Source organism: Rhizobium sp. USDA 4016 (genome assembly GCF_056279705.1).
In genome coordinates this window covers 1,169,750-1,195,892 of record NZ_JBWCCY010000004.1, presented here as the reverse complement: position 1 = coordinate 1,195,892, position 26,143 = coordinate 1,169,750, and the positions used below count along the sequence as shown (strand labels likewise).

Sequence of the window (26,143 nt, the reverse complement as noted above, 5' to 3'; positions counted from 1 at the left end):
TTCGCCGGGCGGGCCGGCGGACAATGTCGCCGTTCAAACATCCCGGAATCACTGATGCAAGACGCGGCCTCTCCCGCACCTATCGAAAGCGCGCTGTTGAACGAAGCGGCCGGCGAAGCGATCCGCCACGGCTATTTCACACGGGCGGGCGGCGTCTCGGAAGGGCTCTATCGCGGCCTGAATGTCGGGCTTGGCTCGAACGACGACCGCGCAAAAGTGATGGAGAACCGCCGTCGCGTTGCCGCCTGGTTCAGCCAGCCCTTGGAAAGGCTCGCGACAGTCCATCAGGTTCATTCGCCAGATGCGGTCACCGTCGACAGCAGCTATGACGGTACGCGCCCCGAAGCCGATGCGCTGGTCACGGCAACTCCTGGCATCGTCCTCGGCATTCTTGCTGCGGACTGCGGCCCGATCCTGTTCGCCGACCCGGAAAACCGGGTGATCGGCGCCGCACATGCCGGATGGAAAGGCGCACTGACCGGCGTCCTGGAAAACACCGTTGCAGCGATGGAAAGACTTGGAGCGAAGCGCCGGACCATCATCGCCTGCCTCGGCCCCTCGATCAGCCAGACAAGCTATGAGGTCGGCCCGGAATTCGTCGAGCGCTTCGTCACACAGGATTCGTCTTACGAGCGCTATTTCATTCCTTCGAAGAAGTCGGGCCATGCGATGTTCGACCTTCCGGCGCTGACCATCGACCGGCTGCTGAAGGCGGGTGTGCGGGCCGAAAGCCTTGGCATTTGCACCTATCCGGACAGCGAGCGCTTTTTCTCGTACCGGCGCACCACACATAATAAGGAGCCGGACTACGGCCGCCAGATTTCAGCGATCAGCATCAGGGAGATTTGACCGAATGGCACTGCATTTCGAAAGAGCCGAATTCGCAAGCCGCCTCACGCGCCTTACCGACCAGATGCGCGCGGAAAAGCTCGATGCCGTCCTGCTCTTCGCGCAGGAAAGCATGTACTGGCTGACGGGCTACGACACGTTCGGCTACTGCTTCTTCCAGACGCTGGTGGTCAAGGCCGATGGCACGATGTCGCTGATTACCCGCTCTGCGGACCTTCGTCAGGCCAAGCACACGTCGATCCTCGAAGACATCCACATCTGGGTCGACCGCGTCAATGCCGATCCGACGCTCGACCTTAGGAACCTGCTGGTCGATATGGACCTGCTGGGCGCGCGCATCGGCGTCGAATACGACACCCACGGCATGACCGGGCGAATCGCCCGCCTGCTCGACGCCCAGCTTTCCACCTTCGGCCAGATCGTCGATGCCTCCTATCTCGTCAGCCGCTTGCGCCTCGTGAAAAGCCCAGGGGAGGTGGTCTATGTCGAGCGTGCCGCAGCCCTTGCAGACGATGCTCTGGATGCCGCAATCGGGCTGACCAAGTCCGGCGCCGACGAGGCGGACATCCTTGCCGCCATGCAGGGTGCGGTCTTTTCCGGTGGTGGAGACTACCCCGCCAACGAATACATCATCGGTTCCGGCACGGACGCTTTGCTCTGCCGCTACAAGGCCGGCCGCCGCAAGCTCGATGCAAACGACCAGCTTACGCTCGAATGGGCGGGCACCTATGCCCACTATCACGCAGCCATGATGCGCACGATCGTCATCGGCGAGCCGACGCACCGCCACCGTGAACTCTATAACGCCTGCCTGGAAAACCTGCAGGCGATCGAAACCGTGCTGAAACCGGGGCACACCTTCGGCGACGTCTTCGACATGCATGCGAAGATCATGGACGAGCGCGGGCTTGCCCGGCATCGGCTGAACGCCTGCGGCTATTCCCTGGGCGCCCGCTTCTCGCCGTCCTGGATGGAACATCAGATGTTCCATGTCGGCAATCCGCAGCCGATCGAGCCGAACATGTCGCTCTTCGTGCACATGATCATCGCCGATTCCGACACCGGAACGGCCATGACGCTTGGCCAGACCTACCTGACGACGACGGATGCGCCGCGGACGCTTTCCCGCCACTCGCTCGATTTCATCGGCGCATGACGGGTAATCACCGGCAAGAATCCGGAATTGACAGCGGACAGCCCCCGCCCCCATAAATCAGGCGGGCTGATGCGAATGAGGGAAGGACGACGACAGCGATGACGCGAGCTCAGACTGCGCCGATGCTCCTTGCCTGCCTGGCCGCGCTTTCCGCTTGCAACACCACCGATGCGCTGACGCCGCAAGTCGATATTGGCGACTCATCGTTTGGCCGCTCCTCACCCGTCACCCAGCGCGAAGTCGAGCGCATGGCAGGCTCAGAGTCTCCGCGGGCCTTTGCTGGCGAATCCAGGCAGGCCGGCTATCACCCGGCATACAACAATCAGACTTACAGATCCGGCCCCGGCGCGCCGCCGACGACAATGCAGGAGCAGGCCGACGCGCTTGCCCGGCGCGGACCCTCGCCCGCAGCTTCGCAGCCTGTCGAAGGCCGGACGCTTGACGAACCGGTTTCCAATGCGCAGGCGGAAGAAGAAGACATGGGCAATCTGGCCCCTGCCCGCCAGCAGAAACGGGTCGCAGCCATCGATCCTGCCGCCTCCTCCGCAATCGGTGGCAACACCGTTCGCTTCCTGCCGATTATCGGTGCTCCCGTCCAAGCGGTGACGCCGCTTTCCCGCCAGCTTGGAGCCGAGGCGCGCTCGCACGGTCTCTCGATCAAGAGTTCGAACGACACCAGCAGCGACTATATCCTGAAGGGTTACCTCTCGGCCTTTACCGACGAAGGCAACGTGACCGTCGTTTACGTCTGGGATATCCTCGACGGCAGCGGCGCCCGCCTGCACCGCATCCAGGGACAGGAAAAGGTGCCGTCCGCGGCACAGGATCCCTGGGTCGGCGTTCCTGCCTCCGTCATGCAGCAGATCGCCACGAGAACGATCACCGAGTTCAATTCCTGGCGGCAGACGCGCGACGGTTAGCAACAGGCTTTTTACAAATATCAAAGCCTGTGGCGCCTTTGCGCTTGCATTCGGAAGCAAGCTGGCTAAAAAGCGCGGCTATCAGCAGACAACAGGCGGGCCAAAATGAAGGTTTTCGCAGGCAATTCGAACCGGCATCTTGCCGAAGCGATCTGCACCTATCTCAATGTGCCCCTGGGCAAGGCCAGCGTCAGAAGATTTGCCGATCAGGAAATCTTCGTCGAAATCCAGGAAAACGTCCGCGGCGAAGACGTCTTCGTTGTCCAGTCGACCTCCTTTCCGACCAACGATCATCTGATGGAACTGCTGATCATGATCGATGCGATGCGCCGTTCGTCCGCGCGCCGCATCACGGCAGTTCTTCCCTATTTCGGCTATGCCCGCCAGGATCGCCGCGCCTCAGGGCGCACGCCGATCTCCGCGAAGCTGGTCGCCAACCTTATCACCGAGGCCGGTGCCGACCGCGTTCTGACGCTCGACCTGCATGCCGGCCAGATTCAGGGATTCTTCGACATCCCGACGGACAACCTCTACGCCGTTCCGGTTCTGACGCGCGATATCAAGGCCAATTACGACATCAGCAACGTCATGGTCGTTTCGCCGGACGTCGGCGGCGTCGTCCGCGCCCGTTCGCTTGCCAAACGCCTCGACTGTCTTCTGGCGATCGTGGACAAGCGCCGTGACCGCCCAGGTGAATCCGAAGTCATGAACATCATCGGCGACGTCGAAGGCAAGGATTGCCTGCTGATTGACGACATCGTCGATTCGGGCGGCACGCTTTGCAACGCCGCCGATGCGTTGCTGGCCCAAGGTGCGGCAAGCGTCACCGCCTACATCACGCACGGCGTTCTTTCCGGGGGCGCGGTCACCCGCATCACCTCGTCGAAGCTGCGCGAACTGGTGATCACCGACTCGATCCAGCCGACCACCGCCGTCCAGTCGGCCCACAATATCCGCGTCATCACGACCGCAACCCTTATCGGCGAAGCGATCAACCGCACCAGCCAGGAAGAATCTGTTTCCAGTCTCTTCGACTGAGAGTTTTCCTCGTCGGCAAAAGATAGGCAAGGTTGTATTTTTCGTCTTCTTCGGCGGCCCGCTTTCGGCTAGTCTCACGCAAAGTGATTTGCATGGGAAGCCCTATGACGGCAATCAATATGAAATGTCCAGTCGGCTCGAAGCGCTTTGCGGTTCTCGCGCTTATTCCCCTGCTTTCCGCCTGCACGGTAGAGGTCGATCCCGGTCCATCGCGCCCGCCGCCCCGCCCGTGGCCGCCGCAGCAGCAAATGTGCACCATGGAATATGCGCCGGTCTGCGGCGAACGCGGCGGCCGGCTTCAAACCTTCGGAAATGCCTGCCAGGCCCGCAACAGCGGCTTCATGATCGTCGGCCGCGGCGAATGCCGCCGCGCACCGCCGCCCTTTGCGCGCCCCGAGCCGGATCGTCCCGGGCGCCCCGACTGGCCGGATCGCCAGGACAGACCTGACCGTCCAGAACGCCCGGGCGGCATCTGCACGCGCGAATATGCGCCGGTCTGCGGTCAGCGCGGCCGTCAGACACAGACCTTCCCGAACCCCTGCGAGGCAGGCAATGCAGGCTTCCGGATCATCAGCGGCGGCGAGTGCCGCTTCTGATCATCGGCCCGATACCGGCGATGATGTTGGCCCAAAGGACCGGCCGCCTAGCCCGACTGTGCCAAAGCGGTTTGGAAAGGCGACTGCATGCGGTCATGGTGTCAACTTGACTTCGCTCAAGACCTCGACTGGCACAAACTGCACAATATCCAACGCATCGAATGTCACGGAGAATTGTGCCTCTGTTTCGGATGCCCACTTGATGGCGGGCTCGAACATGGACCCGGGGATCTTCATTGCGATCGTGCAATGAGGCACCCAGCGATCGGGTCGATAGTGCTCACGACAGAGCGCTGGGTCTATTTCACGATGGACGGCCGCGTGAAGTTGCAGCAGCCGATCATTCGATACAGGACGCGCCCACAACACTAAGAATTCGTTTTGAAAATAGCGAATACCCGAAAAAGTCACGGGTATTACCGATTGAGCGCCTAAAATTCTGGACAGCACATCGGTGGGCGCAAAATCCTCATACACCGCTAAGGTCACATGCGGAGGATAGTCTAGGGCCTTCATCGATGGAGCAGGTTCGAACGCCGACGCTTCCTGCCAAAGCTCGACTATCGGCAATGCGGTCTCGTTTAAGCATTTCAGACTTATCGCATGAGGCACGCGCGAAACGCCTCCAACGCCATTGTCGGCCACTTTTAGGCGCCCAGAACGGCCGTGACAATCATTGTCGCCTGGCGCTCAGCAAAATCATTCCTGCTTATCCGGCCCCTTGAGCTGCTGGCCATTGACGGTCACCGTGCCATCGGGGCTGACCGTCACGTCCCAGCGCTGCCGGCCGTCCGGATCTGTCTTGGCGAAACCCTTGACCATCAGCATTCCGAAGGACGCCTGATTGAGCTCGGGATTGGTCTTGGCAAGCTCCTGAACCGCCGCGATGGTCTTGTCGTAGTCGCGCGCCAGAATGGAGGCCTGCAGCGCATAGTCGTCCTTGCCCGCATCGATGCGGCTCTCGACCTTTGCGGATATGTCGATGTCGTAGACGCCGGACTTGGCGCTGACCTTCGAAAAGTCGATCACAAACCTGCCATCGCGGAAAAGCCGCTCCACGGCCTTCTTGCCCGCGTCCTCCCCGCCCTCCGGCGGTTTGGTGAGATCAAGTTTCATGAATTCATCACCGAATGCCGCAAAATCCATATCCGGGATGGCGAACTGCACATCGACTACCTGAGGCAGAAAGGCGGAATAGGCGGCCGGAACCATCGGGCTGTCAAATGTGACGTCGGCAGCATTCAATGCAACGCCAAGCTGCGTTGCATTGCTCGGCCCATTTACAGCCAGGCGGTAGCCGAAGCTCTTGGCGCCGCCTCCGCCCGCAGCACTCGTCACTGCAAGATTGTTGAGGGTGATGGTTTCCTCGAGCGAAGAGATCAGCGGAAAAGCGTCGCGCAGCATACCCTTCAGCTTTTCCTCGCTCTCCTTGCTCATCTGCTTTTCCTCGGCATGGTCGACTGCGAAGACGACAATGTCCCTCAATTGCTTTGCCGGCAGGCTGTTGACCTTGGCGTCGAAATCGATGGTATCGGCAGTGATCTGGAGCGGCGGCATTTCCTTCCCGCTCACCTGCTCGGCAAACGCTGTCAAAGTGCCGTTCGCCGCAAAGTCCGTCCTGTCGGCGGAAGCGCCATCAGCGGAGGTAAGCTTGTATTTCATGCCGCCGAAGCTGGCATTGACCTGTTCGGTATCGGTCGCGGTCGTGACTTTGATATCCTTGGCGCTGAAATCGCCGGAGCGGAAATAGCTGATCGCCGGATCGAAGACCGAGGTATAGACCATTGAGGCGATGGAATAGGTGAAATCGGTGCGCTTCTGGTCCGGTCCCTTGAAATGTCCGGAAACGTTCAGGCTGTTGTCGCCTTCGACATTCCAGAGCCCGTTGTCCTGCGGCGTGGCGAACATCGAAATCGGTTTCAGGCCGTTGATCGCAAGATCGGCCGGGTTGACCTTGGAAAGCAGCTTGGCCAGGTCGTAGATGATCTCGTAGCGCGCACCGGCCGGATTGACGGCGACGACGCCGCTCTTGGCAATGTCTTCGGGCAGCAGGCTGTTGAGATGGTCGCGAATGGCGTTTGCACCATCGCGGTCGATTTCAGCCGCATGGCCCGCCGTCATCAATCCGAGAACAACGGCGCTCGTCGCCGTCATCAGCCTGTACCGCATGTATGTGCTCCTCCGCCTCGTCGATCGGCGGTCATGTGAGAATGTGCGCGGCCGGATGTCAACTCAGGCTTGCCGAAAAGGCAAGCCCTGGAGCTGCTGAATCGCAACATTTAGAAACCGAATTTGATACCGGTCCTGTCTCTATTGTATTACCGCGTAGGATTCCTTTATTTCGCAGTATCCTGGCACTGACCGGCAACCCGAGATATAGGGGCCGCGTCGCCTTGCGTTTCCGCTTCACTTATACTATAGCGCACGCGTCCGCGCAGACACCCTTGGAGGCAACGCGGATGAGGAAGGCCCAAACGCCCCTCCAGTCACCGGAAGGATGATACCGCACGGAGACTCTCCAAATAACCTCGAAAGGAATAGCCATGAGCCAGGAAACTTACGAGCTCAAGGCCGAGGCGCGCGAACGGGTTGGTAAGGGGTCCGCCCGTGAACTTCGCCGCAACGGTTTGATTCCAGCTGTCATCTATGGTGACAAGCAGGCCCCCATTTCTATCGCTCTCAGCACCAATGAGGTGACGAAGCGCATTCATGCCGGTAGTTTCATGACCACTGTTGCGACGATCGACGTCGGCGGCGAGAAGTACAAGGTTCTGCCGAAGGACTATCAGCTCGATCCGGTTCGCGACTTCACGATGCACGTGGATTTCCTCCGCGTCTCCGGCAACACGCAGGTCACCGTCGAAATCCCGGTTCACTTCATCAACGAAGAGAAGTCGCAGGTGAAGATCGGCGGCGTTTTGAACATCGTTCGCCACACAATCGAAGTTCATTGCCCGGCTGATGCGATCCCGGAATTCTTCGATATCGACCTCTCCGGCAGGAAGATCGGCGACAGCATCCATATCTCCGAAGTCACACTGCCGAAGGGCGTGACAACGGTCATCGACCGCGACTTCACGATCGCAACGATCGTTGCTCCGGCCGCTGGCGTTGAAGAAGAAGCTCCGGCTGAAGGCGAAGGCGAAGCGGAAGCATAATCCGCATACACCAATTCGTAATTATAAGGCCCGCTTTCCCCTGGAAGGCGGGCCTTATCAATTTTAACGCGAGCCCACTTCAGCAACATTTAACACATTCGTGAAAGCATTCCCCAAGCATTTCTACACTTGCCGCTCTTTGCCGTTATGGCCGCGAAGCGAGAGCCCGGGGAGAAAACGGAACCATGAACAATTCCGTTGAGAACAGATTTTTTGCGATTGTTTGCGGGGCGCTTCTCATATTTGTCGCTCCGCTTTTTGTATTGTTTCTCTTCCTTTCCTCCGAGCGCGCCGACAAGGAAATACGCGACCACATCTCCGTTCTTCTGGTTGCCAATTCCCAGGCGCTTGCAAAGCCGCTCTGGGATCTGGACGAAGACAGCGTAACGCAGATCAGCGCCACGATGGTTTCGCAGGGCGCGATCGTGAAGGTCGAGGTTCGCGATCAATCCAGTCAGCTCAACGTGACGCAATCGACCATCCCGAAATCCTTTGATGGCGAGCTCGTTCAGGTTTCCCGCGCAATCATCTACAACACGGTCGACGGTCCGAAGAACCTTGGCAGCATCGCGGTCTATTATCCGAAGCTTGGCCTCTTCTCCGGCCTGAAGCATGAAGAAGTCGTTTTCATATCGATCTTCATCTTCGCCGTGCTCACCGTCTTCGGCACCGCACTGATCGGCAACCGCCTCTTCGTCATCCAGCCACTCATGCGGCTTATCGCGGCCATAGAGGCCACCCGTCAGCTTGGATCGCGCCATCACGTCGACTGGCAGTCAAGCGATGAGATCGGCCGCCTTGCCCGCAGCTTCAACGAGATGCAAACGAAGCTGGAGAGCGAGGAGAAGGAACTGAAGCTCGCCCACCGCCTCGCAACCGATATCTATAACCTCACGCCCGCCATGCTCTTCTCGCTGGACAACGAGGATCGCATCATAGCGGTCAGCGACTATTGGCTGGTCGCAACGGGCTACGGCAGGGCGGAGGTGATCGGACGCAGATTTTCCGAACTCGTGACGTCCGATACCCGCGACGCGTTCCAAAACCGCAAGGAAGGTTTCGAGAACGGCGCGGCACTGGACGTAACCGTGAAGTTCCTCTGCGCAGGCGGCCGCATCATGGACGTGCTGATCCTGGAATCCAAGACAGCCACCGGACCAAACCAGCTCTCGCTGTCGGTCATGACCGACGTGACCGCACTGAAGGCCTCGGAAGACCGCAACCACCGCCAGGCGATCACCGACCATCTCACCGGCCTGCTGAACCGCCAAGGCTTCGAGACCGCCCTCGACGGCAAGATCGCCGAAGCCGACGCCGCTGGCCAGGAGCTTGCCTGCCTCTTCATCGATCTCGACCGCTTCAAGTGGATCAACGACAATATGGGCCATGCCGAAGGCGATCGCGCACTGCGCGAGCTCGTCGAGCGGCTCAACAAGCATCTCGCGCCCTCCGATCAAGCAGCGCGCCTTGGCGGTGACGAATTCGCCATCCTGCTTCCGGCCAAGGACGGCGAGAAGCGCGCCAGGGCGATGTGCGAGCAGATTGCCACCGTCTTCGAGGCGCCTTTCGGCCCCGACCTGCATCTGAGCGCCAGCATCGGCATCGCCATCTATCCGCGCCATGCGTCGAATGCAGCCGAACTGCTGCAGAAGTCGGATATGGCGATGTATTCGAAGAAGCGTGACGGCAAGAATGGCGCGCAGATATTCGACAACAGCATGCTGGACAGTGCAAGGACGCGCGCCGAGATCGAAAGCCACATCGAAAATGGCCTCGCCGAGGATTGGTTCGACGCCTATCTGCAGCCGATCGTTGGCCTTGACGATCGCCGCATCGCCGGCTTCGAAGCGCTCCTGCGCCTCAATCACCCCCAGAAGGGCCTGATGCCGCCGGCTGGCATCATCCACGTCGCCGAGGAGACCGCCAAGATCGTCCGCGTCGGCAACGTCATCATGGAAAAGGCGATCGGGCATCTGGCGAATATCTCCAGGATCCCGGGCATGCAGGATACCTATCTCGCGATCAATTTCTCGCCGCTGCAGTTCGAAGTCACCCTGCCCTCCCGCCTCGCCGGGCTCGTCGGGCGGCACGGCATCCGTCCGGATCGAATTGTCGTCGAAATCACCGAAGCCGTTCTGATGCACGACAATCCGCAAATACGCATGGTGCTGACCGAACTGCGCCGTTTCGGCTGCCGCATCGCCCTTGACGATTTCGGCACCGGCTACTCGTCGCTGAGCTATCTCAACCGCTTCCCCGTCGACATCATTAAGGTCGACCAATCGTTCACCCGGTCGATCAACGACACGAATGATGACGTCCGCCACAAGAGCCGGATGCTCATCGAAGGCATCACCACGCTCTCGCACAAGATGGACTGCACCGTCATCGCGGAAGGCATCGAAACCGAAGAAGAATGCCGCACCCTACACCAGATGGGGCTTGACTGCGGTCAGGGCTACCTCTTCCATCGTCCGCAGAATGCCTCAAAATTGATCGAGGACCTCACAGCCGTGGTAAACGAGGTCGCCCAAGCCTCGTGATCGGCGCATTGAAGGTGGAAATAGATGAAAAAGCTCCTGCTTCTTGCTTTTCTGACGCTTCCTTGTGCAGCGCCGGCACAGTCGCAGACCGTCAATTTCACGACTGAAGAATACGCGCCTTTCAACTATCGCGACGGGAAGGTGATCAAGGGCGCGACCGTCGAACAAGTCGAAAAGGTCATGGCCGATATCGGCGTCGACTATACCATGGAGATGCTGCCCTGGGCGCGAGCCTACAGCCTCGCGCAATCACAGCCCATGACCTGCGTTTTTGCCACGGCACACAATGCCCTGCGCGATCCCCTCTTCAAATGGATCGAGCCGCTGCTCGTCGATCGCAATATCTTGATCACACGGAAGGGATCGGGCGTCGTTGCGAATGACCTCGAGGCGTCCAAGAAATATACCGTCGGCACGCAGCGCGAGGACTATACTGAGATGGTGTTGAGGCAAAAGGGCTTTACCAAGCTCGATATCGCCTCCGACTTCAATGCCACGCTTCGCAAGCTTCTCGGCGGCCGTATCGACATGATGCCCATTTCAGAGCTTTACTTCGAAAAGCTGAAGGCGGATCAGCCGGTGGAGGTGGTCACTATGCTCTCCTCACAGCCGATGGGTATCGCCTGTCACAAGGATTTTCCATCCGATCTTCAGGTGCGGATGCAGACCGCCCTCGACAAGCTGATCGCCGACGGCACCCAGAAAAAGATTTTCCTGAAGTATGGGCTGCATCTCGGCAATTAGCGCCGCGCCGTGCCTTTGCGCTTGACTTCCTGCCCGTTTCGCGGTGGGAAGCGGGCAGTAGGCATTCAAGAAACGGACTGGCCAATGCTGATCATCGCGGGTCTCGGCAATCCCGGGAGCAAATATGCCGGAAACCGTCACAATATCGGCTTCATGGCAGCCGACGCCATCCACCGGCGCCACGGCTTTTCCCCCTGGTCCAAGAAGTTCAAGGCGGAAATTTCGGAAGGCGAGCTTGGTGGCGAAAAGGTGCTGCTGATCAAGCCGCAAACCTACATGAACCTCTCCGGCGAAGCCGTCGGCGAAGCCATGCGTTTCTACAAGCTGCAGCCTTCCGATCTCGTCGCCATCTATGACGAGCTCGACCTGCCGCCCGGCAAGGCCCGGCTGAAGATCGGCGGCGGCAATGGCGGCCATAACGGAATCAGGTCGCTCGACGCCCATTGCGGCAAGGATTACGGGCGCCTGCGCCTCGGCATCGGTCACCCTGGCGTCAAGGAACTTGTGCAGCACCACGTCCTCGGCGATTTCGCCAAGGCCGACCAGGTCTGGCTGCAGCCGCTCCTGGAAACGCTTGCCGACAATGCCGACATGCTGGTGCGCAAGGAGGATTCGCAGCTGATGAACAAGCTGGCGCTCGCCGTCGGCGGCAAGGCGGAGGAGGACAAGCCGAAGCCCGAAAAGAAGCCGGCAGCGCAATCCCACATCCATCAGGCGCGAAATCACGCGCAGCCTAAGCTGCCTGCGACCGGCCCTATGGCCGAAATGCTGAAGAAGATGTTCGGCAACAAGGGCGAGTAAGCAAGATGCCGAAGCGAGATATCATGATCAAGCCCGCCGGGCCCGGCGACTTACAGGCGCTTCTCGAGCTCTATCGCCACCTCAATCCCGATGATCCAGCGATCGATCCCGCCTGGGCAAGCGACCGCTTCTCAACCATCCTCGCCCAACCGGGCATGACCATATTTGTCGCGCTGGCCGCCGATATGCCTGTTGCATCCGCTACGCTGATCATCACACCCAATCTCACGCGAAACGGTGATTCATACGCTCTGGTCGAGAATGTCATCACGCATGCCGATCACCGCAGGAAGGGGTATGCCGGCGCATTGATCCGTCATGCCTGCGCAACGGCCTGGGCGGAGAATTGCTATAAAGTGATGCTCCTTACCGGTTCAAAGAACCCCGCAACGCTGCGTTTCTACGAAAACTGCGGCTTCATGCGGGATAAGACCGGCTATCAGATCAGGCGCCCCGGCTGATCAAAGCAATTGCAGCTCTTGAAGGCGGTCGAGGAGGATTTCCCAAAGTGCCTTGGCTCCGTCGTCGATCGCCGTTGCCATCAGGATCGATGCATCCTCTACGAAAAGCATCGTGCCAATGCCGGCAACGACGGCAATGGAGCAGGCAATGCGCAGGTTCTTGAGGCTGTCGGGCCGATAGTAGCCGGCATCGTCATATTCCGTTCCGAAGAGCATGTCGGAAAGATCATATCCGTCCGAAATGGTCAGATCGATGATCGGCTTGTCCGAAAGCCTGTCCGGATAGACGTTGAACAGCGCACGGACGACATGGCCTATCGCACCGAAGATCGCAAAGAGCGCCGCGGCGACGAAATAATGCCAAGTAGCTGCCTCAGCATGCATGCGCGCCTCCGTCGTGGGCGCAATCTAGCGGCAATTGACGGATGGCGGCTTAAGAAGATTGGTTAAGAAACGCCTATTCTTCGGGTTCTGCCGTAAACATCAGCGGGAAGCCTGCCTCCTTGGCATAGTCCATCGCCTCCTTGACCTTGGTCTCGGCAATGTCCTTGGCGCAGACGACGACCACGCTGGAGCCCATTTTATGCGCCGTCATCATCACCCGGTATCCCGTCTCCTCGCTCATACGGAAAACGGCTTTGAGGATCATGACGACGAACTCGCGTGGCGTATAGTCGTCGTTGAAAAGAAGAACCTTGTAGAGCTTGGGCTTATCCAGCTTCAGCTTGACCTTCGTTTTCGGCTTTATGGCAACGTCGTTGTCACTCATCGGAAAATCCACCCGTTGATGACATGAGAGGTAGTTTCTAAACTAGACAAGCATTGTCGGTTAGGGAATTTCGACACTCACCTGTCGATTGCGAGCCCGGACTACAGCCTTGCGATCAAGGAAGAGCTCAAGTTCAAGCTCGTCGCCGGGTGTTTGACACCAAGATGGTCTAGGTCTCCTTGGGTGAAGGTCACCTGCCCTTTCGGTGAAATCCGCAATATTACGTCTCGAAATCTCCGCGTGCAGAAAATAGGCCAGCGTTTCCCGATCGGCAAGTGAGCAGCGGTAAAAGCGGCGGAAGACTTGACCGCATGGCTCCTTTATCCCATAGGCAAGGCAACGATTTCAGCGAATACGGACATCCAGTCATGGGCTTCAAATGCGGTATCGTCGGTCTGCCGAATGTCGGCAAGTCGACACTCTTCAACGCGCTCACCAAGACGGCAGCGGCGCAGGCGGCGAACTATCCCTTCTGTACCATCGAGCCGAACACCGGCGAAGTCGCCGTTCCAGATCCACGGATGCAGAAGCTCGCCTCGATCGCCAGCTCGAAGGAAATCATCCCAACCCGCATTTCCTTCGTCGATATCGCCGGTCTGGTGCGCGGCGCGTCCAAGGGCGAAGGCCTCGGCAACAAGTTCCTCGCCAACATCCGCGAAGTCGATGCCGTCGTGCATGTGCTGCGCTGCTTCGAGGATGACGACATCACCCATGTCGAAGGCCGCATCAATCCGGTCAGCGACGCCGAAACCATCGAAACCGAGCTGATGCTTGCCGACCTTGAAAGTCTCGAGCGCCGTGTCGAGCAAACCCGCAAACGCGCCGCCTCCAAGGACAAGGATTCGCTGACCCAGCTTCCCGTCATGGACGCGGTGATCAAGCTCCTCAACGAAGGCAAGCCGGCTCGTCTATTGCTGAAGACGCTCGGCGCCGACGAAATCGAAGTCCTGAAGGGCCTGAACCTTCTGACTTCCCATCCGGTGCTCTACGTCTGCAACGTCGCGGAAGCCGAGGCAGCAACAGGCAACGAACATACCGAGGCTGTTGCCGAGATGGCGAAAGCCCAAGGGGCCGAATGCGTGATCATCTCGGCCGCGATCGAGTCCGAAGTGGCTCAACTGCCGGAAGAAGAAAGCAAGGAATTCCTCTCCGCACTTGGTCTCGAAGAAGCCGGCCTCGACCGCCTAATCCGTGCGGGCTATCACCTGCTCGACTTGATCACCTATTTCACCGTCGGCCCCAAAGAGACCCGCGCTTGGACGATCGTGCGCGGCACCAAGGCACCGGCCGCTGCCGGCGTCATCCACACGGATTTCGAACGCGGCTTCATCCGTGCCTTCACTATCGGCTATAACGACTACATCGCGCTGGGCGGCGAAACCGGTGCCAAGGACGCGGGCAAAGCCCGGGACGAAGGCAAGGAATACGTGGTTCAGGACGGCGACGTAATCCACTTCCGCTTCAATACCTGATCGGCCGCACGGCCGAGGGAGGACGAGGCCAGATGAAGCTAGTTTTTGAAGACTTCGAGCCGGGCCGCAGCTTTGCGCTAGGCCCGATCGCCGTGACGGCGCAGGAAATCATTGAGTTCGCAACCGAATTCGACCCGCAGCCGATGCATATGGACGAGATGGCCGGACGCGCCAGCATCCTTGGCGGGCTCGCGGCTTCCGGCTGGCATACGTCCGCGCTCTTCATGCGCATGATGGCCTATGGTTTTCTGCTGAATTCACATTCCCAGGGCGCACCCGGCATCGACGTGATGGAATGGAGGAAGCCCGTGCTTGCCGGCGACACGCTGTCCGGGCGTTCGACGGTGCTGGAGTCGCGCGCCATGCGCTCGCGGCCGGGGATCGGCATCGCCCGCTTCAAGCATGAGGTCCAAAATCAGCACGGCGATCTGGTCTGCTATTGCGAAAACTGGATCATGTTCAGCATGCGCGACACAGCGGAGACAAACCCATGAGGATGGCGGAGCTTTATACGATCGGCGAAAAGGCCGCGATCGGCGGCTATACCTTTACCGAGGAGCGGATCATCCATTTCGCCACGCGCTTCGATCCGCAGCGCTTCCATGTTGACAAGGAAGCAGCCAGGAAGACGCTCTTCGGCAATCTCTGCGCCTCGGGCTGGCATACATGCGCCGCCTGGATGCGAACTTTCCTGGATTACTGGGAAAAGGAAACCGCGCGACTTGCCAGGGAGGGCGTCGCCCCGCCGAAGCTCGGCCCTTCGCCCGGCTTCCAGAAGTTGCAATGGCTGCGTCCGGTCTTCGTCGACGAGACGGTCAGCTATTCGGTGACCTTGCTTGCCAGCCGGCCTCTCACATCGCGGCCAGGCTGGTTCCTCAATTCGATCCTCAACGAAGGCGTCAACCAAGACGGCACGCCTGTCATCCGCTTCGAGGGCAGCGTGCTCGAATTGGAGTAAAGCCGGGCTTCAGTGCCCGGCGAATTCGACCAGCGTGTGGACATTCACCCCGAGCTCATCGAGCTTCCTGCGGCCGCCGAGATCCGGCAGATCGATGACGAAGCACGCACCGACGACTTCCGCACCCATCTGGCGAAGTAGCTTCGTCGCGCCGACGGCCGTCCCTCCGGTTGCAATCAGATCGTCCACGAGAATGACCTTCTCGCCCGGCTGAACCGCATCCCGGTGCATCTCCATCTCGTCGACGCCATATTCCAGGCTGTAGGCGATCCGCACGGTATCATGCGGCAGCTTGCCCTTCTTGCGGATTGGCACGAAGCCGGCCGAAAGCTGATGCGCCACGGCGCCGCCGAGAATGAAGCCGCGCGCTTCCATGCCGGCGATCTTGTCGATCTTCAGGCCCGCATAAGGCTGCACCAGCTCATCCACAGCGCGGCGAAACGCCCGCGGATTGCCGAGCAGCGTCGTGATGTCGCGAAAGATAATGCCGGGCTTTGGATAGTCCGGGATGGAGCGGATGCTAACCGCAAGCTCCGAGGCAATATTGTTCATGGAAAGTCCGTCTGTCTGCGAGGGCATTTAGTCGGTTGCACCCTATCAACTGACTGACATGGAACCAACAAAAAAGGCGGCCCGAAAGCCGCCTTTTGCTGGTTGAGCTAGAACCGCTCAGTGCTCCTTGTTGGCATAGACGGAGCGCTTCGTCAGGAAGATGAGACCCGAGAAGATCAGCAGGAACACGATGACCATGAAGCCAGTGCTCTTGCGCTCTTCGAGGTGCGGCTCTGCGGCCCACATCAGGAAGGCGGAGACATCCTTGGAGTACTGATCGACGGTCTGCGGAGTGCCGTCGTCATAGGTCACCTGATCGTCGGAGAGCGGCTTCGGCATCGCGAAGGCCGCGGCAGCGTTGAAGTAAGGGTTGTAATGCGCGCCCTCTGGAACCTGGAAACCCGCCGGCGGCTCTTCATAGCCGGTCAGCAGCGAGTAGATATAGTCCGGCCCGCCTTCCTGATACTGCGTGAAGATATCGAAGACGAACTGCGGGAAGCCGCGGGTTATCCCGCGGGCCTTCGCGATCAGCGAAAAGTCCGGCGGCTCCGCGCCATTGTTCGCGGCGGCAGCGGCCTGGGCGTTGGCGTATGGCGACGGGAAATAATCCGAAGGGATAGCCTTGCGTGTGAACATCTCACCCGCAGAATCCGGGCCATCTTGAACTTCGTAGTTCGCGGCAAAAGCCTTGACCTGCGCCTCGGAGTAGCCGAGTTCGCCGAGCATGCGGAAGGGAACGAGGCTCATCGAGTGGCAGGCGGAACAGACTTCCGTATAGACCTTCAGGCCGCGCTGCAGCTGGCCCTTGTCATAATGGCCGAACGGGCCGGCGAAGCTCCAGTCCTGCTCCCGCGGGTGCTTCAGCGGATAGTGCGGCGTGGCGCCTTCCTCGTGCTCGGCCGGAGCAGCGCCCTCGCCGTGCGTCGCTTCCTGAGCGAATGCAGCAGTTCCGAGGATAGCTGCGACTGCGAGCGGCAGAATGCTTGCAACAAGCTTTTTCATCGTTCTATTCCTTCCGCTCGCTTATGCCTTGACCGTAGCTGTTTGTTGATTGCGCTTTTCCAGTACGGCTTCGGTGATCGAGTTTGGAATGCGGCGCGGCGTCTCGACGAGACCAAGCACTGGCATGGCGACCAGGAAGAAAGCAAAGTAAAGCAGCGTGCAGATCTGCGAGATCAGGACGAAGGCACCTTCCGCCGGCTGGGAACCGAGCCAGCCGAGGATGATCGCGTCGATCACGAACAGCCAGTAGAACATCTTGTACCAGGGGCGGTAGACCGCAGAGCGGACCTTTGACGTGTCGAGCCATGGCAGGAAGAACAGCACGATGATCGCGCCGAACATCACAAGGACGCCGCCGAGCTTGGAATCGATCGGACCGATGTTGAAGGTGATCGAGCGCAGCATCGCGTAGAACGGCAGGAAGTACCATTCCGGAACGATGTGCGCCGGCGTCTTCAGCGGGTCTGCCGGGATATAATTGTCCGGATGGCCGAGGAAATTCGGCATGTAGAAGATGAAGTAGGCGTAGACCAGCAGGAAGATCGAAACGCCGAGTGCGTCCTTGAGGGTTGCATAGGGCGTGAAGTGGACGGTGTCCGTCTTGGTCTTGACCTCGACGCCGGTCGGGTTCGTCTGGCCGGTCACGTGCAGCGCCCAGATATGCAAGACGACAACGCCTGCGATGATGAAGGGCAGCAGGTAGTGCAGCGAGAAAAAGCGGTTGAGCGTCGGGTTTTCAACGGCAAAACCGCCGAGCAGAAACTGCTGCACCCATTCGCCGACCAGCGGGAAGGCCGAGAAGAAGCCGGTGATGACGGTCGCGCCCCAGAAGGACATCTGGCCCCAGGGCAGAACGTAGCCCATGAAGCCGGTCGCCATCATCAGCAGATAGATGAGAACGCCGAGGATCCAGAGGATTTCGCGCGGCGCCTTGTAGGAGCCGTAGTAAAGGCCGCGGGCAATGTGCAGGTAGACCGCGACGAAGAAGAAGGAGGCGCCGTTGGCATGCATATAGCGCAGAAGCCAGCCGTGGTTGACGTCGCGCATGATCTTTTCGACGGCATTGAAGGCGACCGAGGTTTCGGCAGCATAATGCATGGCGAGCACAACGCCGGTCAGGATCTGCACGACCAGCATGACCGAAAGCATGGCGCCGAAGGTATAAGCATAGTTCAGGTTACGCGGAACCGGATATGCAACGAAGCTGTCGTAGACCATGCGCGGCAGCGGCAGGCGCGCATCGATCCACTTCTCGAGGCCGGTTGATGGCTCGTAGCTGGAATGGCCACTCATAAATCAGTCTCCCCTCAACCGATCTTGATCACTGTATCGGAAACGAACGAATAGGTCGGAATCGGCAGGTTCGTCGGCGCCGGACCTTTACGGATGCGGCCGGCCGTGTCGTAGACCGACCCATGGCAGGGACAGAACCAACCGTTGTATTCGCCGGCCTGTCCGAGCGGCACGCAACCGAGATGGGTGCACGAACCGATCATGACGATCCAGTTTTCCTTGTCCTTGCCGGCAGAGCGGTCGACACCGGTTGCCTGCGCTTCGGCCGGAAGGTTCTCGTTGCGTGCGATCGGATCCTTGAGATCCGAAAGCGGAACCTCGTCGGCGGCCTTCACTTCCTCGGGCGTACGGTTGCGGATGAACACCGGCTTGCCGCGCCACTTGGCGGTCAGCGACATGCCCGGCCCAAGGCTCGATACGTCGACTTCGATGGAAGCAAGAGCGAGCGTGGACGCATCCGGACGCATCTGATCGATGAACGGCCAAGCGACCGCCGCAGCGCCGACGGCGCCTGCCATACCAGTGGTGAGATAAAGGAAATCACGGCGCGTGGGCTCCCGTGAAGCCTCGCTTGTCGTTTCGTGTTCGCTCACGGCTAAACCATCCTCTGCGCAATTTTCGCGGAATTCCGCCCTGCCCCTCTAAGCGGCGAATCTACACAGACACAATTCGGCCTTAGATTCCCCGCCAATCCGGCGCGTTCTATGCTTGATCGCAAATTATGTCCAGCCTTGACAATAGTATGAGGGCACAATGTCGCGGGTATTTTCAGATGATCTTTCTACCGCAATCCCCTGGATTCAGCGGATCGGAGCCTTGCTGGCGGACGCATGCCTAAACGGCCCTCGCCTCGCGCCCAGGCATATCTTCGTCTGCACCGAGGAAGCCGCCGGACTGGCGCGCCCATAGCTCGGCATAAAGCCCGCCACTTTCGACCAGGGATTTATGCGTGCCTTCTTCGATGATTCGGCCGCGATCGACAACAATCAGCCGATCGAGCGCGGCAATCGTCGAAAGGCGGTGAGCGATAGCCAGCACAGTCTTCCCCTCCATGATCCGGCTGAGATTGGACTGGATCACCTCTTCCACCTCGGAATCGAGCGCCGAGGTCGCCTCGTCGAGCACCAGGATCGGTGCGTCCTTCAGCATGAGGCGCGCGATTGCGATGCGTTGCCGCTGCCCGCCGGAAAGCTTCACGCCGCGCTCGCCGACATGCGCGTCGAAACCCTTGCGCCCCAGCTGATCGTGCAAGCGCTCGATGAAGCCGAGCGCCTCTGCCCGCCGTGCGGCATCGAGCAGCCGTTCCTCGTCCGCATCGGGCCGGCCGAAGAGGATGTTGTCCCGGACCGAACGGTGCAGCAGCGACGTATCCTGGCTGACGACGCCGATCTGCATGCGCAGTGACTCCTGGCTGACCGCAGCAATATCCTGGCCATCGACAAGGATGCGCCCGCCTTCAAGGTCGTAGAGGCGCAGCAACAGATTGACCAGCGTCGACTTGCCGGCGCCGGAGCGCCCGACGATCCCGACCTTCTCGCCGGGTGCGACGGTGAGCGAGAAATTCTCGATGACACCCTTGCCCCGGCCGTAATGGAAGGAGATGTTTTCGAAGCGGATGCTAGGCTCCCTGACGACGAGATCGGGGGCATTGGGCCGATCGACGAGACCGAGCGGCTGCGAGATCAATTCGGCAGCATTCTGGATCGTGCCCAGATTGCGCATGATGCCGTTGAACTGCGTCATCAGGCGCCCAAGAAGGAAGTTGAGGCGCAGGACGAGGGCCAGCGAAAAAGCCACGGAACCGGAACTCACCAACCCGCGCAGCCACAGATCGACGCTTAACCCGCCCATCGTCACGATCATCAGGCCGGAAAGCAGCGCCATGGAGGCACGTACACCGGTAATGAACCGGGTAAAGCGCAGCACGGTATCCTGATAGATATCGAAACCCTGGCGCATGTAGCGGTCGCTCTCCTCGTCACGAGCGAAAAGCTTCAGCGTCTGGATGTTGCTGTAGGAATCGACCATGCGGCCGTTGAGCATAGAGGCGGCTTCCGCAGTCTCGCGCGAGTGATAGCGGATGCGCGGCACGAAATAGCGGGCGAGCACGCCGAAGGCAGCGAGCCAGAACAGCACGACGGCCGCAAGCGAAAAATCGAGCTGAGCCACAAGCACCAGTGTCGTCGCCGCATAGATTCCGACGAACCAGACGCTCTCCATGAGCGAGGTCACGAGATCGCCCACCGCCTGGCCGGCCGACCAGACCTTCGTCACGATCCGCCCGGAAAAATCGCTCTGGAAAAAATGCAGCGATTGGCGCGAGACGTGGAGATAGGATTGCCAGCGCGCGAGATTGTAAAAACCCGGCGTGATGACCTGCTGATCGACCAGCGCGATGAGGAAGACCACAACGAAACGGACAAAGCCGATCAAAGCCAGCATTCCGAAGAGCTCGCTGCCGTGTGCAGCAAGCATCTCGCTCCAGCCAACGCCCGGCCTGACTGTGCTCAAAATATCGACCAGCCGTCCGACGAACCAGAAAAGCGCCGCCTCGATCGCCGCCGACATGCCGCCGAGGACGAGCATCGCGACGAAGGGCCATTTCGCCTGGCCGATGTAGAACCAGATGAAGCCGGCCGTCGAACGCGGCGGCTGTATATTGCCGCGCCGGCGGAACGGATCGATCCAGTTTTCAAACAGATTGAGTATCGGGCGCAGGAGCATCATTGCGTTATAGTCCGAGACAACCCTGCGGCAAAGGCAACGGAGGGCGGACACAACCTTATATTTTGGTAATTTTCGGTAACATCGGCGGCATCCGTGTTGAATGTCGCTGACCTCGTGACGATCTCGGAGTACAATGGCCGCTTATTGGAGAAATACCGTCATGGAAACGAGGGTGCTCGCGTCGCATATTCCGCTTCCGCTTGCGGACAGACTCGATGAAACCGCAGCCCAACTCGGCATATCGCGCGACACGATCGTCAGCGAGGCGGTTGCCGCATGGCTCGACAACGAGGAAGAGCGCCGCGTGACGCCACTCCGCACGATGGCAGGCGCCATCGTCGTGGTCGAGCGTCACAGGGTAAGAGACTGGGCAGACAGCCTGTAAACCGGCAACGGATCTTTTGGGAATCATTCAGTGCCTGCGGCAGCTCGCGCCGACCGTGCTAAACGCGAAGAATGCCGCGATTTCTCTCCTGATCAGGATAACAGGGCTTCTTAACTGGTCTCAACAGTTAAGAAGCCCTCCCCGCTTTCGCCGGGAGGGCCTTTCGCTTTACTCCGCCGCTTCCTCCGCTTCTTGCGAACGATCGGCGAGGAAGCCGCCGGACTGGCGGGTCCAGAGATCGGCATATATGCCGCCCTGACTGACGAGATCGGCGTGCGAACCGGCCTCGATGATCCGGCCCTTGTCGAGCACGATCAGGCGGTCCATCTCCGTCAGCGTCGACAGGCGATGGGCGATCGCGATCACCGTCTTGCCTTCCATCAGCGCGAAGAGGTTCTCCTGGATCGCCGCTTCCACTTCGGAATCGAGCGCCGAGGTCGCCTCGTCGAGCACCAGGATCGGCGCGTCCTTCAGGAACACCCGGGCGATCGCAACGCGCTGACGCTGGCCACCGGAGAGCTTCACGCCGCGCTCGCCGACCTGCGCGTCGAGCCCCTTGCGGCCCTGCATGTCGACAAGCCCTTCGATGAACTCCCAGGCATTTGCCCGCTTGGCCGCCTCGATCACATCCGCGTCCGTCGCATCCGGACGGCCGTAGGCGATGTTGTCGCGGATCGAGCGGTGCAGCAGCGACGTATCCTGCGTCACCACGCCGATCAGCGAGCGGAGGCTTTCCTGCGACACCAGCGAGATATCCTGGCCGTCGATGGTGATGCGGCCGGCTTCCAGATCGTAGAAGCGCAGCAGCAGGTTCATCAGAGTCGTCTTACCGGCGCCGGAGCGGCCGACAAGGCCAACCTTCTCACCCGCCTTGATGTCGAGCGACAGGTTGTCGATGACGCCTTTGCCCTTGCCGTAATGGAAGCGGATGCGCTCGTAATGGATCGCACCCTTCTTCGCCTGCATCGGCGGTGCATCGCGCTTGTCGGTGATGTCGTGGTTCTTCGTCATCATCTCCATGCCGTCATAGACCGTGCCGATGTTTTCAAAGAGCGCCGATACCTCCCACATGATCCATTGCGACATGCCGTTGACGCGCATCGCAAGGCCGATCGCGATGGCGATCGCGCCGACCGAAATCTGGCCATTCAGCCAGAACCAGATCGACAGGCCCGAGATGACGAAGAGCGCCACGCAGTTGTTGATGTAGACGCACACATGGAACAGCGTGACGCGACGCATCTGCTGGTGCACCGTCTGCAGGAATTCGTCCATGCCGGCCTTGGCATAGCCTTCCTCCCTGCCCGCATGCGAGAAGAGCTTGACGGTCGCAATGTTCGTGTAGCTGTCGACCACCCGGCCCGTCATCATAGAGCGCGCATCCGCCTGCTGCGCCGCGATCCTGCGCAGCCGGGGCACGAAATACGATACGATGCTGACATAGATGGAAAGCCAGACCAGGATTGGCACCATCAGCCGCCAGTCTGCCGCTGCGATCACGATGATCATCGTCAGGAAGTACGTGACGACATAGACGAAGACGTCGAGGATCTTCATCGTTGTTTCACGAACGGCAAGCGAGGTCTGCATCACCTTGGTCGCAACGCGTCCGGCAAACTCGTTGGCGAAGAAGGTCATGCTGTGGCGCAGCAGGAAGCGGTGCATCTGCCAGCGCGCGATCATCGGGTAGTTGCCGAGCAGGACCTGATGCATGATAAGTGAATCGAGCCCAGCCGCCAGCGGCAGGCCGACGAGGATCAAAGCCGCCATCCAGGCAAGCTTGTGCCATTCGTTCTGCAGGAACGTCGCCTTGTCGGCATTCGTCAGCCAATCGACGATATCGCCGAGGAACTGGAAGAGTGCCACTTCGCCGATCGCAATCAGCGCCGTCAGCACGGCCATGGCTGCAAGCCAGGGCGCCGCAGGCTTCGTATAGTGCCAGCAGAAGGCAAAAAGACCCTTCGGGGGAACGACAGGCTCCTCACTCGGAAAGGGGTTCAGTCGCTGTTCGAACCAGCTAAACATGAAAGTGCTCCGGAACTTCACCGTTCCACCTCCCGGCCTGCGCAAAACGCACTAAGGCACATATGGGAACCGGGCGTTCGAGGGGCGAGGCCACGACAGCCGCGCAATGGATCAAAAATGGGGAATTTTAGAAAGCTTGCGCTCAGGAGCGCGAGATCGCCACGCTTGGTATCGCGGCTGGAAGGCGCGTAAGCATCAGAATATTCATGTCGGCCCTCCCTAGCTGGCGATTGAAGATGCGCACCAATAACGCGAAAATTGCGAAATTTCCAGTCCGAAGTCGGAAAAAACTGAACAATTCATGGGCAAAAGGCGCCCTGTTGCGCCGAAATCACAGTTGAACTAGGTCTCTTTGCCTCAAACAGCAAGACGGAACTTCGGATGACCGATCTCAGACTGGCGCTCTATCAGCCCGACATCCCCGGCAATACCGGCACGATCCTGCGTCTTGCCGCCTGCCTCGGAGTTGCCGTAGACATCATCGAGCCCGCCGGCTTCGACATTTCCGACCGCAACCTGAAACGCGCCGGCATGGACTATATCGCAGCCGTTGCGCTCACCCGTCATGTCAGTTGGGATCGCTTCGAGCAATGGCGGGCTCCAACGGGCCGCCGCATCGTGCTCGCCTCCACCAAGGCATCGGTCCGATACACGGACTTCGCATTCCGGCCGGACGACATTTTGCTGTTTGGCCGCGAAAGCGCAGGCGTTCCGGATCATGTACATGAAAAAGCCGCCGGGCGTATCCTGATCCCGATGGTCGAGGGCCAACGCTCGATCAATGTCGCGGTCTCCGCCGCGATGATCGCCGGCGAGGCCATGCGCCAGACCGTCTGGCGTTGATTTCGCTTCTGAGAGACCTCGTGAAGCCTCGCCATGATATGTCGCAAACGGCGTTGTGATATCCAGGAACAGGCGTATTATAATTAGCCGGACAATCAAAAAGTGAGAACCAGGCCACGATTTCAAAGAGATGGCAATGCGCTGAGACACCGATTGCGCAGCATTGCGCCGGCCGTGAACAAGAAGAAAAGACCCGCAGAGAATGGAATCCACGATCGTCATGATAAACCTGTTCGGCGCGGTAGCCTTGCTGCTGTTCGGCCTTGCGCAGGTGAAGGACGGTGTGTCGCGGGCTTTCGGTGCGCGGCTGCGAACAGGTCTTGCGACGGGCACGCGTGGCGGCTTGCGCTCCTTCGTTTCAGGCTTTTTCGCAACGCTGGCATTGCAAAGCTCCACGGCAACGGCGCTGATGGTCGCCTCCTTCGTCGAGCGCGAACTGGTGAAGCCACGCATGGCGCAGATCGTTCTGCTCGGTGCCAATGTCGGCACGGCCGTCACAGCCTGGATCGTCGCGACCGGTATCGAATGGCTGTCGCCGCTCGTCATCCTCGCGGGTATCATCCTCTATCGCAGCGGCTCGACCGCACGCCAAGGTGGTGGCACCGCACTGATCGGCATCGGCCTGATGCTCTTGTCTCTGCATCTTTTGAGCGGCGCGACAGAGCCTATGCGCCAATCGCCCGCGCTTGCCGCCTTTATCGGCTTGCTCGACAACGCCTGGCCGGTGGCGCTTGTGTTCTCCGCCGGCATTGCCTTCGTCTCCTCGTCGAGCCTTGCCGCCGTTGTCCTGATCCTTTCCCTGGCATCGACCGGTATTGTCTCGGCGGGATTGGTGATCGTTCTCGTCCTGGGTGCCAATCTCGGCGGCGCAATTCCGCCGGTCGTCGCTTCGCTTGGCGGACCTGCCTCGGCAAAGCGCGTTACGCTTGGCAACCTGATCGTGCGGGCCGCCGGCTGCGTGATCGCACTCCCGCTTGCCGGCTACGGCGCCGAGCTTCTGGAGATGCTGCCGCTCGATCCCGCCAAGCTGCCGGTCGATGCGCATCTCGGCTTCAACCTGATCCTCGCCGCTATCGCCTGGCCGTTCTCGCGCCTGTTGTCGCAGTTGATGCTGCGTCTCGTTCCGGAGGAAGCACAAACCGACAATGGGCCGAAATATCTCGACCAGCACGAGCTGTCGACGCCCGTCGTGGCGCTTGCAAGCGCCACTCGCGAAGTCCTCGGCGTCGGCGACCTCATAGAGCGCATGCTGATCCGAGCCTCCGACGCCTTCGAGCAGAACGACCTGACCAAGCTCAAGGAAATTCCCACGCTCGAAAAGCGGGTCGATAGCCTGCAGCAGGAAGTGAAGGTCTATCTTTCCAAGCTCGGCCGCGAGGGCCTGAGTGAAGAGAACGGCCGCCACTCGATCATCATCATCGACTACGCGATCAACCTCGAGCATATCGGCGATATCATCGAAAAGGGCCTGCTGCCGCAGATCAGCAAAAAGGCTTCGCTCGGCCTGCGGTTTTCCGACGACGGTTACCAAGAGCTCAAGAAGCTCTTCCATTTGACGATCGACAACCTGCGGATCGCGCAAACGATCTTCGTGACGCGCGACTTCAATCTCGCCAAACAGATGATGGAAGTGAAGGTCGAAGTCCGCAGGATGGAGAAGCAATCCGCCGAACGCCACCTTGAACGCCTGCGCGAGGGCTACGCCGACAGCCTGCAGACGAGTTCACTGCATCTCGACATGCTGCGCGATCTGAAACGCATCAACGCCCATATCGTCTCGGTCGCGCATCCGATCCTCGACGAGAGCGGATTGCTCATCGAGAGCCGCCTGCGCACGCCTGCGCAATGACG

The 26,143-nt window shown here is 59.8% G+C and carries 26 protein-coding genes; 16 read left to right on the top strand and 10 right to left on the bottom strand.

What is annotated here, in order from left to right:
* Positions 1–54 precede the first annotated feature (54 nt).
* From pgeF to ACZ9DP_RS20995, 5 genes are all read left to right on the top strand, one after another.
* Positions 55–849 (top strand): peptidoglycan editing factor PgeF, encoded by a 795-nt coding sequence (gene pgeF / locus ACZ9DP_RS21015; protein WP_476203465.1) that lies wholly within the window; start codon positions 55–57, stop codon positions 847–849.
* Between the two features lie 4 nt (positions 850–853).
* Positions 854–2,005: a M24 family metallopeptidase gene (locus ACZ9DP_RS21010; protein WP_476203464.1), complete on the top strand. Its 1,152-nt coding sequence runs from the start codon at positions 854–856 to the stop codon at positions 2,003–2,005.
* Between the two features lie 98 nt (positions 2,006–2,103).
* Positions 2,104–2,925: a hypothetical protein gene (locus tag ACZ9DP_RS21005; protein WP_476203463.1), complete on the top strand. Its 822-nt coding sequence runs from the start codon at positions 2,104–2,106 to the stop codon at positions 2,923–2,925.
* Between the two features lie 105 nt (positions 2,926–3,030).
* Entirely contained in the window at positions 3,031–3,963 is a 933-nt protein-coding gene (locus ACZ9DP_RS21000; protein ID WP_022714222.1) for a ribose-phosphate pyrophosphokinase, read from the top strand.
* A gap of 119 nt (positions 3,964–4,082) precedes the next feature.
* Positions 4,083–4,559: a Kazal-type serine protease inhibitor family protein gene (locus ACZ9DP_RS20995; RefSeq protein ID WP_476205435.1), complete on the top strand. Its 477-nt coding sequence runs from the start codon at positions 4,083–4,085 to the stop codon at positions 4,557–4,559.
* 93 nt (positions 4,560–4,652) lie between these two features.
* On the opposite strand, the gene ACZ9DP_RS20990 is transcribed toward ACZ9DP_RS20995, so the two are convergent.
* Together ACZ9DP_RS20990 and ACZ9DP_RS20985 are read right to left on the bottom strand one after the other, a co-directional pair.
* Positions 4,653–5,204 carry a 2'-5' RNA ligase family protein gene (locus tag ACZ9DP_RS20990; protein WP_476203462.1) on the bottom strand — a complete coding sequence of 184 codons (552 nt, stop codon included), beginning with the start codon at positions 5,202–5,204 and terminating at the stop codon, positions 4,653–4,655.
* A 54-nt stretch (positions 5,205–5,258) separates the two neighbouring features.
* Positions 5,259–6,728, bottom strand: a complete 1,470-nt coding sequence (locus tag ACZ9DP_RS20985; protein WP_476203461.1) for a hypothetical protein — start codon at positions 6,726–6,728, stop codon at positions 5,259–5,261.
* A gap of 374 nt (positions 6,729–7,102) precedes the next feature.
* Between ACZ9DP_RS20985 and ACZ9DP_RS20980 the strand changes: the two genes are divergently transcribed.
* The 5 genes from ACZ9DP_RS20980 (at position 7,103) to ACZ9DP_RS20960 (ending at position 12,266) form a co-directional block, all read left to right on the top strand.
* Positions 7,103–7,717 (top strand): 50S ribosomal protein L25/general stress protein Ctc, encoded by a 615-nt coding sequence (locus ACZ9DP_RS20980; RefSeq protein ID WP_074069038.1) that lies wholly within the window; start codon positions 7,103–7,105, stop codon positions 7,715–7,717.
* 185 nt (positions 7,718–7,902) lie between these two features.
* Positions 7,903–10,260, top strand: a complete 2,358-nt coding sequence (locus tag ACZ9DP_RS20975; protein ID WP_476203460.1) for an EAL domain-containing protein — start codon at positions 7,903–7,905, stop codon at positions 10,258–10,260.
* Between the two features lie 24 nt (positions 10,261–10,284).
* Entirely contained in the window at positions 10,285–11,004 is a 720-nt protein-coding gene (locus tag ACZ9DP_RS20970; RefSeq protein WP_476203459.1) for a substrate-binding periplasmic protein, read from the top strand.
* A gap of 84 nt (positions 11,005–11,088) precedes the next feature.
* Positions 11,089–11,805 (top strand): aminoacyl-tRNA hydrolase, encoded by a 717-nt coding sequence (pth, locus tag ACZ9DP_RS20965; protein WP_476203458.1) that lies wholly within the window; start codon positions 11,089–11,091, stop codon positions 11,803–11,805.
* Between the two features lie 5 nt (positions 11,806–11,810).
* Positions 11,811–12,266: an N-acetyltransferase family protein gene (locus tag ACZ9DP_RS20960; RefSeq protein ID WP_476203457.1), complete on the top strand. Its 456-nt coding sequence runs from the start codon at positions 11,811–11,813 to the stop codon at positions 12,264–12,266.
* Here the strand turns inward: ACZ9DP_RS20960 and ACZ9DP_RS20955 are convergent, their stop codons facing one another.
* Together ACZ9DP_RS20955 and clpS are read right to left on the bottom strand one after the other, a co-directional pair.
* On the bottom strand, positions 12,267–12,650 hold the full coding sequence (locus ACZ9DP_RS20955; RefSeq protein ID WP_283068679.1) for a hypothetical protein: 384 nt from the start codon (positions 12,648–12,650) through the stop codon (positions 12,267–12,269). It lies immediately after the preceding gene.
* A 73-nt stretch (positions 12,651–12,723) separates the two neighbouring features.
* A complete protein-coding gene (gene clpS / locus ACZ9DP_RS20950) occupies positions 12,724–13,035 on the bottom strand; it encodes an ATP-dependent Clp protease adapter ClpS (protein ID WP_074069044.1) in 312 nt (103 codons plus the stop codon).
* A 368-nt stretch (positions 13,036–13,403) separates the two neighbouring features.
* Between clpS and ychF the strand changes: the two genes are divergently transcribed.
* From ychF to ACZ9DP_RS20935, 3 genes are read left to right on the top strand one after another with little or no spacing between them, the layout of a single operon-like run.
* Positions 13,404–14,507 (top strand): redox-regulated ATPase YchF, encoded by a 1,104-nt coding sequence (ychF, locus tag ACZ9DP_RS20945; protein WP_476205434.1) that lies wholly within the window; start codon positions 13,404–13,406, stop codon positions 14,505–14,507.
* 32 nt (positions 14,508–14,539) lie between these two features.
* On the top strand, positions 14,540–15,001 hold the full coding sequence (locus tag ACZ9DP_RS20940; protein WP_074069045.1) for a MaoC family dehydratase: 462 nt from the start codon (positions 14,540–14,542) through the stop codon (positions 14,999–15,001).
* Positions 14,998–15,465, top strand: coding sequence for a MaoC family dehydratase (locus tag ACZ9DP_RS20935; protein WP_372419742.1), 468 nt, complete (start codon positions 14,998–15,000; stop codon positions 15,463–15,465). Before ACZ9DP_RS20940 ends, ACZ9DP_RS20935 begins: the two co-directional genes overlap by 4 nt.
* Positions 15,466–15,474: 9 nt before the next feature.
* Here the strand turns inward: ACZ9DP_RS20935 and ACZ9DP_RS20930 are convergent, their stop codons facing one another.
* The 5 genes from ACZ9DP_RS20930 to ACZ9DP_RS20910 form a co-directional block, all read right to left on the bottom strand.
* Positions 15,475–16,017 (bottom strand): adenine phosphoribosyltransferase, encoded by a 543-nt coding sequence (locus ACZ9DP_RS20930; RefSeq protein ID WP_028739503.1) that lies wholly within the window; start codon positions 16,015–16,017, stop codon positions 15,475–15,477.
* Between the two features lie 117 nt (positions 16,018–16,134).
* Positions 16,135–17,019, bottom strand: a complete 885-nt coding sequence (locus ACZ9DP_RS20925) for a cytochrome c1 (RefSeq protein ID WP_476203456.1) — start codon at positions 17,017–17,019, stop codon at positions 16,135–16,137.
* Positions 17,020–17,040: 21 nt separating this feature from the next.
* Positions 17,041–18,312 (bottom strand): cytochrome b, encoded by a 1,272-nt coding sequence (locus tag ACZ9DP_RS20920; RefSeq protein WP_074069047.1) that lies wholly within the window; start codon positions 18,310–18,312, stop codon positions 17,041–17,043.
* Between the two features lie 14 nt (positions 18,313–18,326).
* Entirely contained in the window at positions 18,327–18,905 is a 579-nt protein-coding gene (gene petA, locus ACZ9DP_RS20915) for a ubiquinol-cytochrome c reductase iron-sulfur subunit (protein WP_194727587.1), read from the bottom strand.
* Positions 18,906–19,146: 241 nt separating this feature from the next.
* On the bottom strand, positions 19,147–21,036 hold the full coding sequence (locus tag ACZ9DP_RS20910) for an ABC transporter ATP-binding protein (RefSeq protein WP_476205433.1): 1,890 nt from the start codon (positions 21,034–21,036) through the stop codon (positions 19,147–19,149).
* A 163-nt stretch (positions 21,037–21,199) separates the two neighbouring features.
* On the opposite strand from ACZ9DP_RS20910, the gene ACZ9DP_RS20905 reads away from it, so the two are divergent.
* Positions 21,200–21,424, top strand: a complete 225-nt coding sequence (locus ACZ9DP_RS20905; RefSeq protein WP_476203455.1) for a ribbon-helix-helix domain-containing protein — start codon at positions 21,200–21,202, stop codon at positions 21,422–21,424.
* Positions 21,425–21,592: 168 nt separating this feature from the next.
* Here ACZ9DP_RS20905 and ACZ9DP_RS20900 read toward each other — a convergent pair whose 3' ends face one another.
* Positions 21,593–23,449, bottom strand: coding sequence for an ABC transporter ATP-binding protein (locus ACZ9DP_RS20900; RefSeq protein WP_476203454.1), 1,857 nt, complete (start codon positions 23,447–23,449; stop codon positions 21,593–21,595).
* Between the two features lie 381 nt (positions 23,450–23,830).
* Here ACZ9DP_RS20900 and ACZ9DP_RS20895 point away from each other — a divergent pair, with 381 nt between their 5' ends.
* Both ACZ9DP_RS20895 and ACZ9DP_RS20890 read left to right on the top strand, forming a co-directional pair.
* Positions 23,831–24,292 carry a tRNA (cytidine(34)-2'-O)-methyltransferase gene (locus tag ACZ9DP_RS20895; protein WP_074069051.1) on the top strand — a complete coding sequence of 154 codons (462 nt, stop codon included), beginning with the start codon at positions 23,831–23,833 and terminating at the stop codon, positions 24,290–24,292.
* A gap of 202 nt (positions 24,293–24,494) precedes the next feature.
* The gene (locus ACZ9DP_RS20890) at positions 24,495–26,141 is read left to right on the top strand and encodes a Na/Pi cotransporter family protein (protein WP_074069052.1); all 1,647 of its coding nucleotides are present in this window, start codon (positions 24,495–24,497) and stop codon (positions 26,139–26,141) included.
* Positions 26,142–26,143: the final 2 nt, after the last annotated feature.

Bases quoted from the DNA above. Each gene is read 5' to 3' on its own strand.
- pgeF (WP_476203465.1), top strand. From the start codon at position 55: ATGCAAGACGCGGCCTCTCCCGCACCTATCGAAAGCGCGCTGTTGAAC.
- ACZ9DP_RS21010 (WP_476203464.1), top strand. From the start codon at position 854: ATGGCACTGCATTTCGAAAGAGCCGAATTCGCAAGCCGCCTCACGCGC.
- ACZ9DP_RS21005 (WP_476203463.1), top strand. From the start codon at position 2,104: ATGACGCGAGCTCAGACTGCGCCGATGCTCCTTGCCTGCCTGGCCGCG.
- ACZ9DP_RS21000 (WP_022714222.1), top strand. From the start codon at position 3,031: ATGAAGGTTTTCGCAGGCAATTCGAACCGGCATCTTGCCGAAGCGATC.
- ACZ9DP_RS20995 (WP_476205435.1), top strand. From the start codon at position 4,083: ATGAAATGTCCAGTCGGCTCGAAGCGCTTTGCGGTTCTCGCGCTTATT.
- ACZ9DP_RS20985 (WP_476203461.1), bottom strand. From the start codon at position 6,728: ATGCGGTACAGGCTGATGACGGCGACGAGCGCCGTTGTTCTCGGATTG.
- ACZ9DP_RS20980 (WP_074069038.1), top strand. From the start codon at position 7,103: ATGAGCCAGGAAACTTACGAGCTCAAGGCCGAGGCGCGCGAACGGGTT.
- ACZ9DP_RS20975 (WP_476203460.1), top strand. From the start codon at position 7,903: ATGAACAATTCCGTTGAGAACAGATTTTTTGCGATTGTTTGCGGGGCG.
- ACZ9DP_RS20970 (WP_476203459.1), top strand. From the start codon at position 10,285: ATGAAAAAGCTCCTGCTTCTTGCTTTTCTGACGCTTCCTTGTGCAGCG.
- pth (WP_476203458.1), top strand. From the start codon at position 11,089: ATGCTGATCATCGCGGGTCTCGGCAATCCCGGGAGCAAATATGCCGGA.
- ACZ9DP_RS20960 (WP_476203457.1), top strand. From the start codon at position 11,811: ATGCCGAAGCGAGATATCATGATCAAGCCCGCCGGGCCCGGCGACTTA.
- ACZ9DP_RS20955 (WP_283068679.1), bottom strand. From the start codon at position 12,650: ATGCATGCTGAGGCAGCTACTTGGCATTATTTCGTCGCCGCGGCGCTC.
- clpS (WP_074069044.1), bottom strand. From the start codon at position 13,035: ATGAGTGACAACGACGTTGCCATAAAGCCGAAAACGAAGGTCAAGCTG.
- ychF (WP_476205434.1), top strand. From the start codon at position 13,404: ATGGGCTTCAAATGCGGTATCGTCGGTCTGCCGAATGTCGGCAAGTCG.
- ACZ9DP_RS20940 (WP_074069045.1), top strand. From the start codon at position 14,540: ATGAAGCTAGTTTTTGAAGACTTCGAGCCGGGCCGCAGCTTTGCGCTA.
- ACZ9DP_RS20935 (WP_372419742.1), top strand. From the start codon at position 14,998: ATGAGGATGGCGGAGCTTTATACGATCGGCGAAAAGGCCGCGATCGGC.
- ACZ9DP_RS20930 (WP_028739503.1), bottom strand. From the start codon at position 16,017: ATGAACAATATTGCCTCGGAGCTTGCGGTTAGCATCCGCTCCATCCCG.
- ACZ9DP_RS20925 (WP_476203456.1), bottom strand. From the start codon at position 17,019: ATGAAAAAGCTTGTTGCAAGCATTCTGCCGCTCGCAGTCGCAGCTATC.
- ACZ9DP_RS20920 (WP_074069047.1), bottom strand. From the start codon at position 18,312: ATGAGTGGCCATTCCAGCTACGAGCCATCAACCGGCCTCGAGAAGTGG.
- ACZ9DP_RS20910 (WP_476205433.1), bottom strand. From the start codon at position 21,036: ATGCTCCTGCGCCCGATACTCAATCTGTTTGAAAACTGGATCGATCCG.
- ACZ9DP_RS20905 (WP_476203455.1), top strand. From the start codon at position 21,200: ATGGAAACGAGGGTGCTCGCGTCGCATATTCCGCTTCCGCTTGCGGAC.
- ACZ9DP_RS20900 (WP_476203454.1), bottom strand. From the start codon at position 23,449: ATGTTTAGCTGGTTCGAACAGCGACTGAACCCCTTTCCGAGTGAGGAG.
- ACZ9DP_RS20895 (WP_074069051.1), top strand. From the start codon at position 23,831: ATGACCGATCTCAGACTGGCGCTCTATCAGCCCGACATCCCCGGCAAT.
- ACZ9DP_RS20890 (WP_074069052.1), top strand. From the start codon at position 24,495: ATGGAATCCACGATCGTCATGATAAACCTGTTCGGCGCGGTAGCCTTG.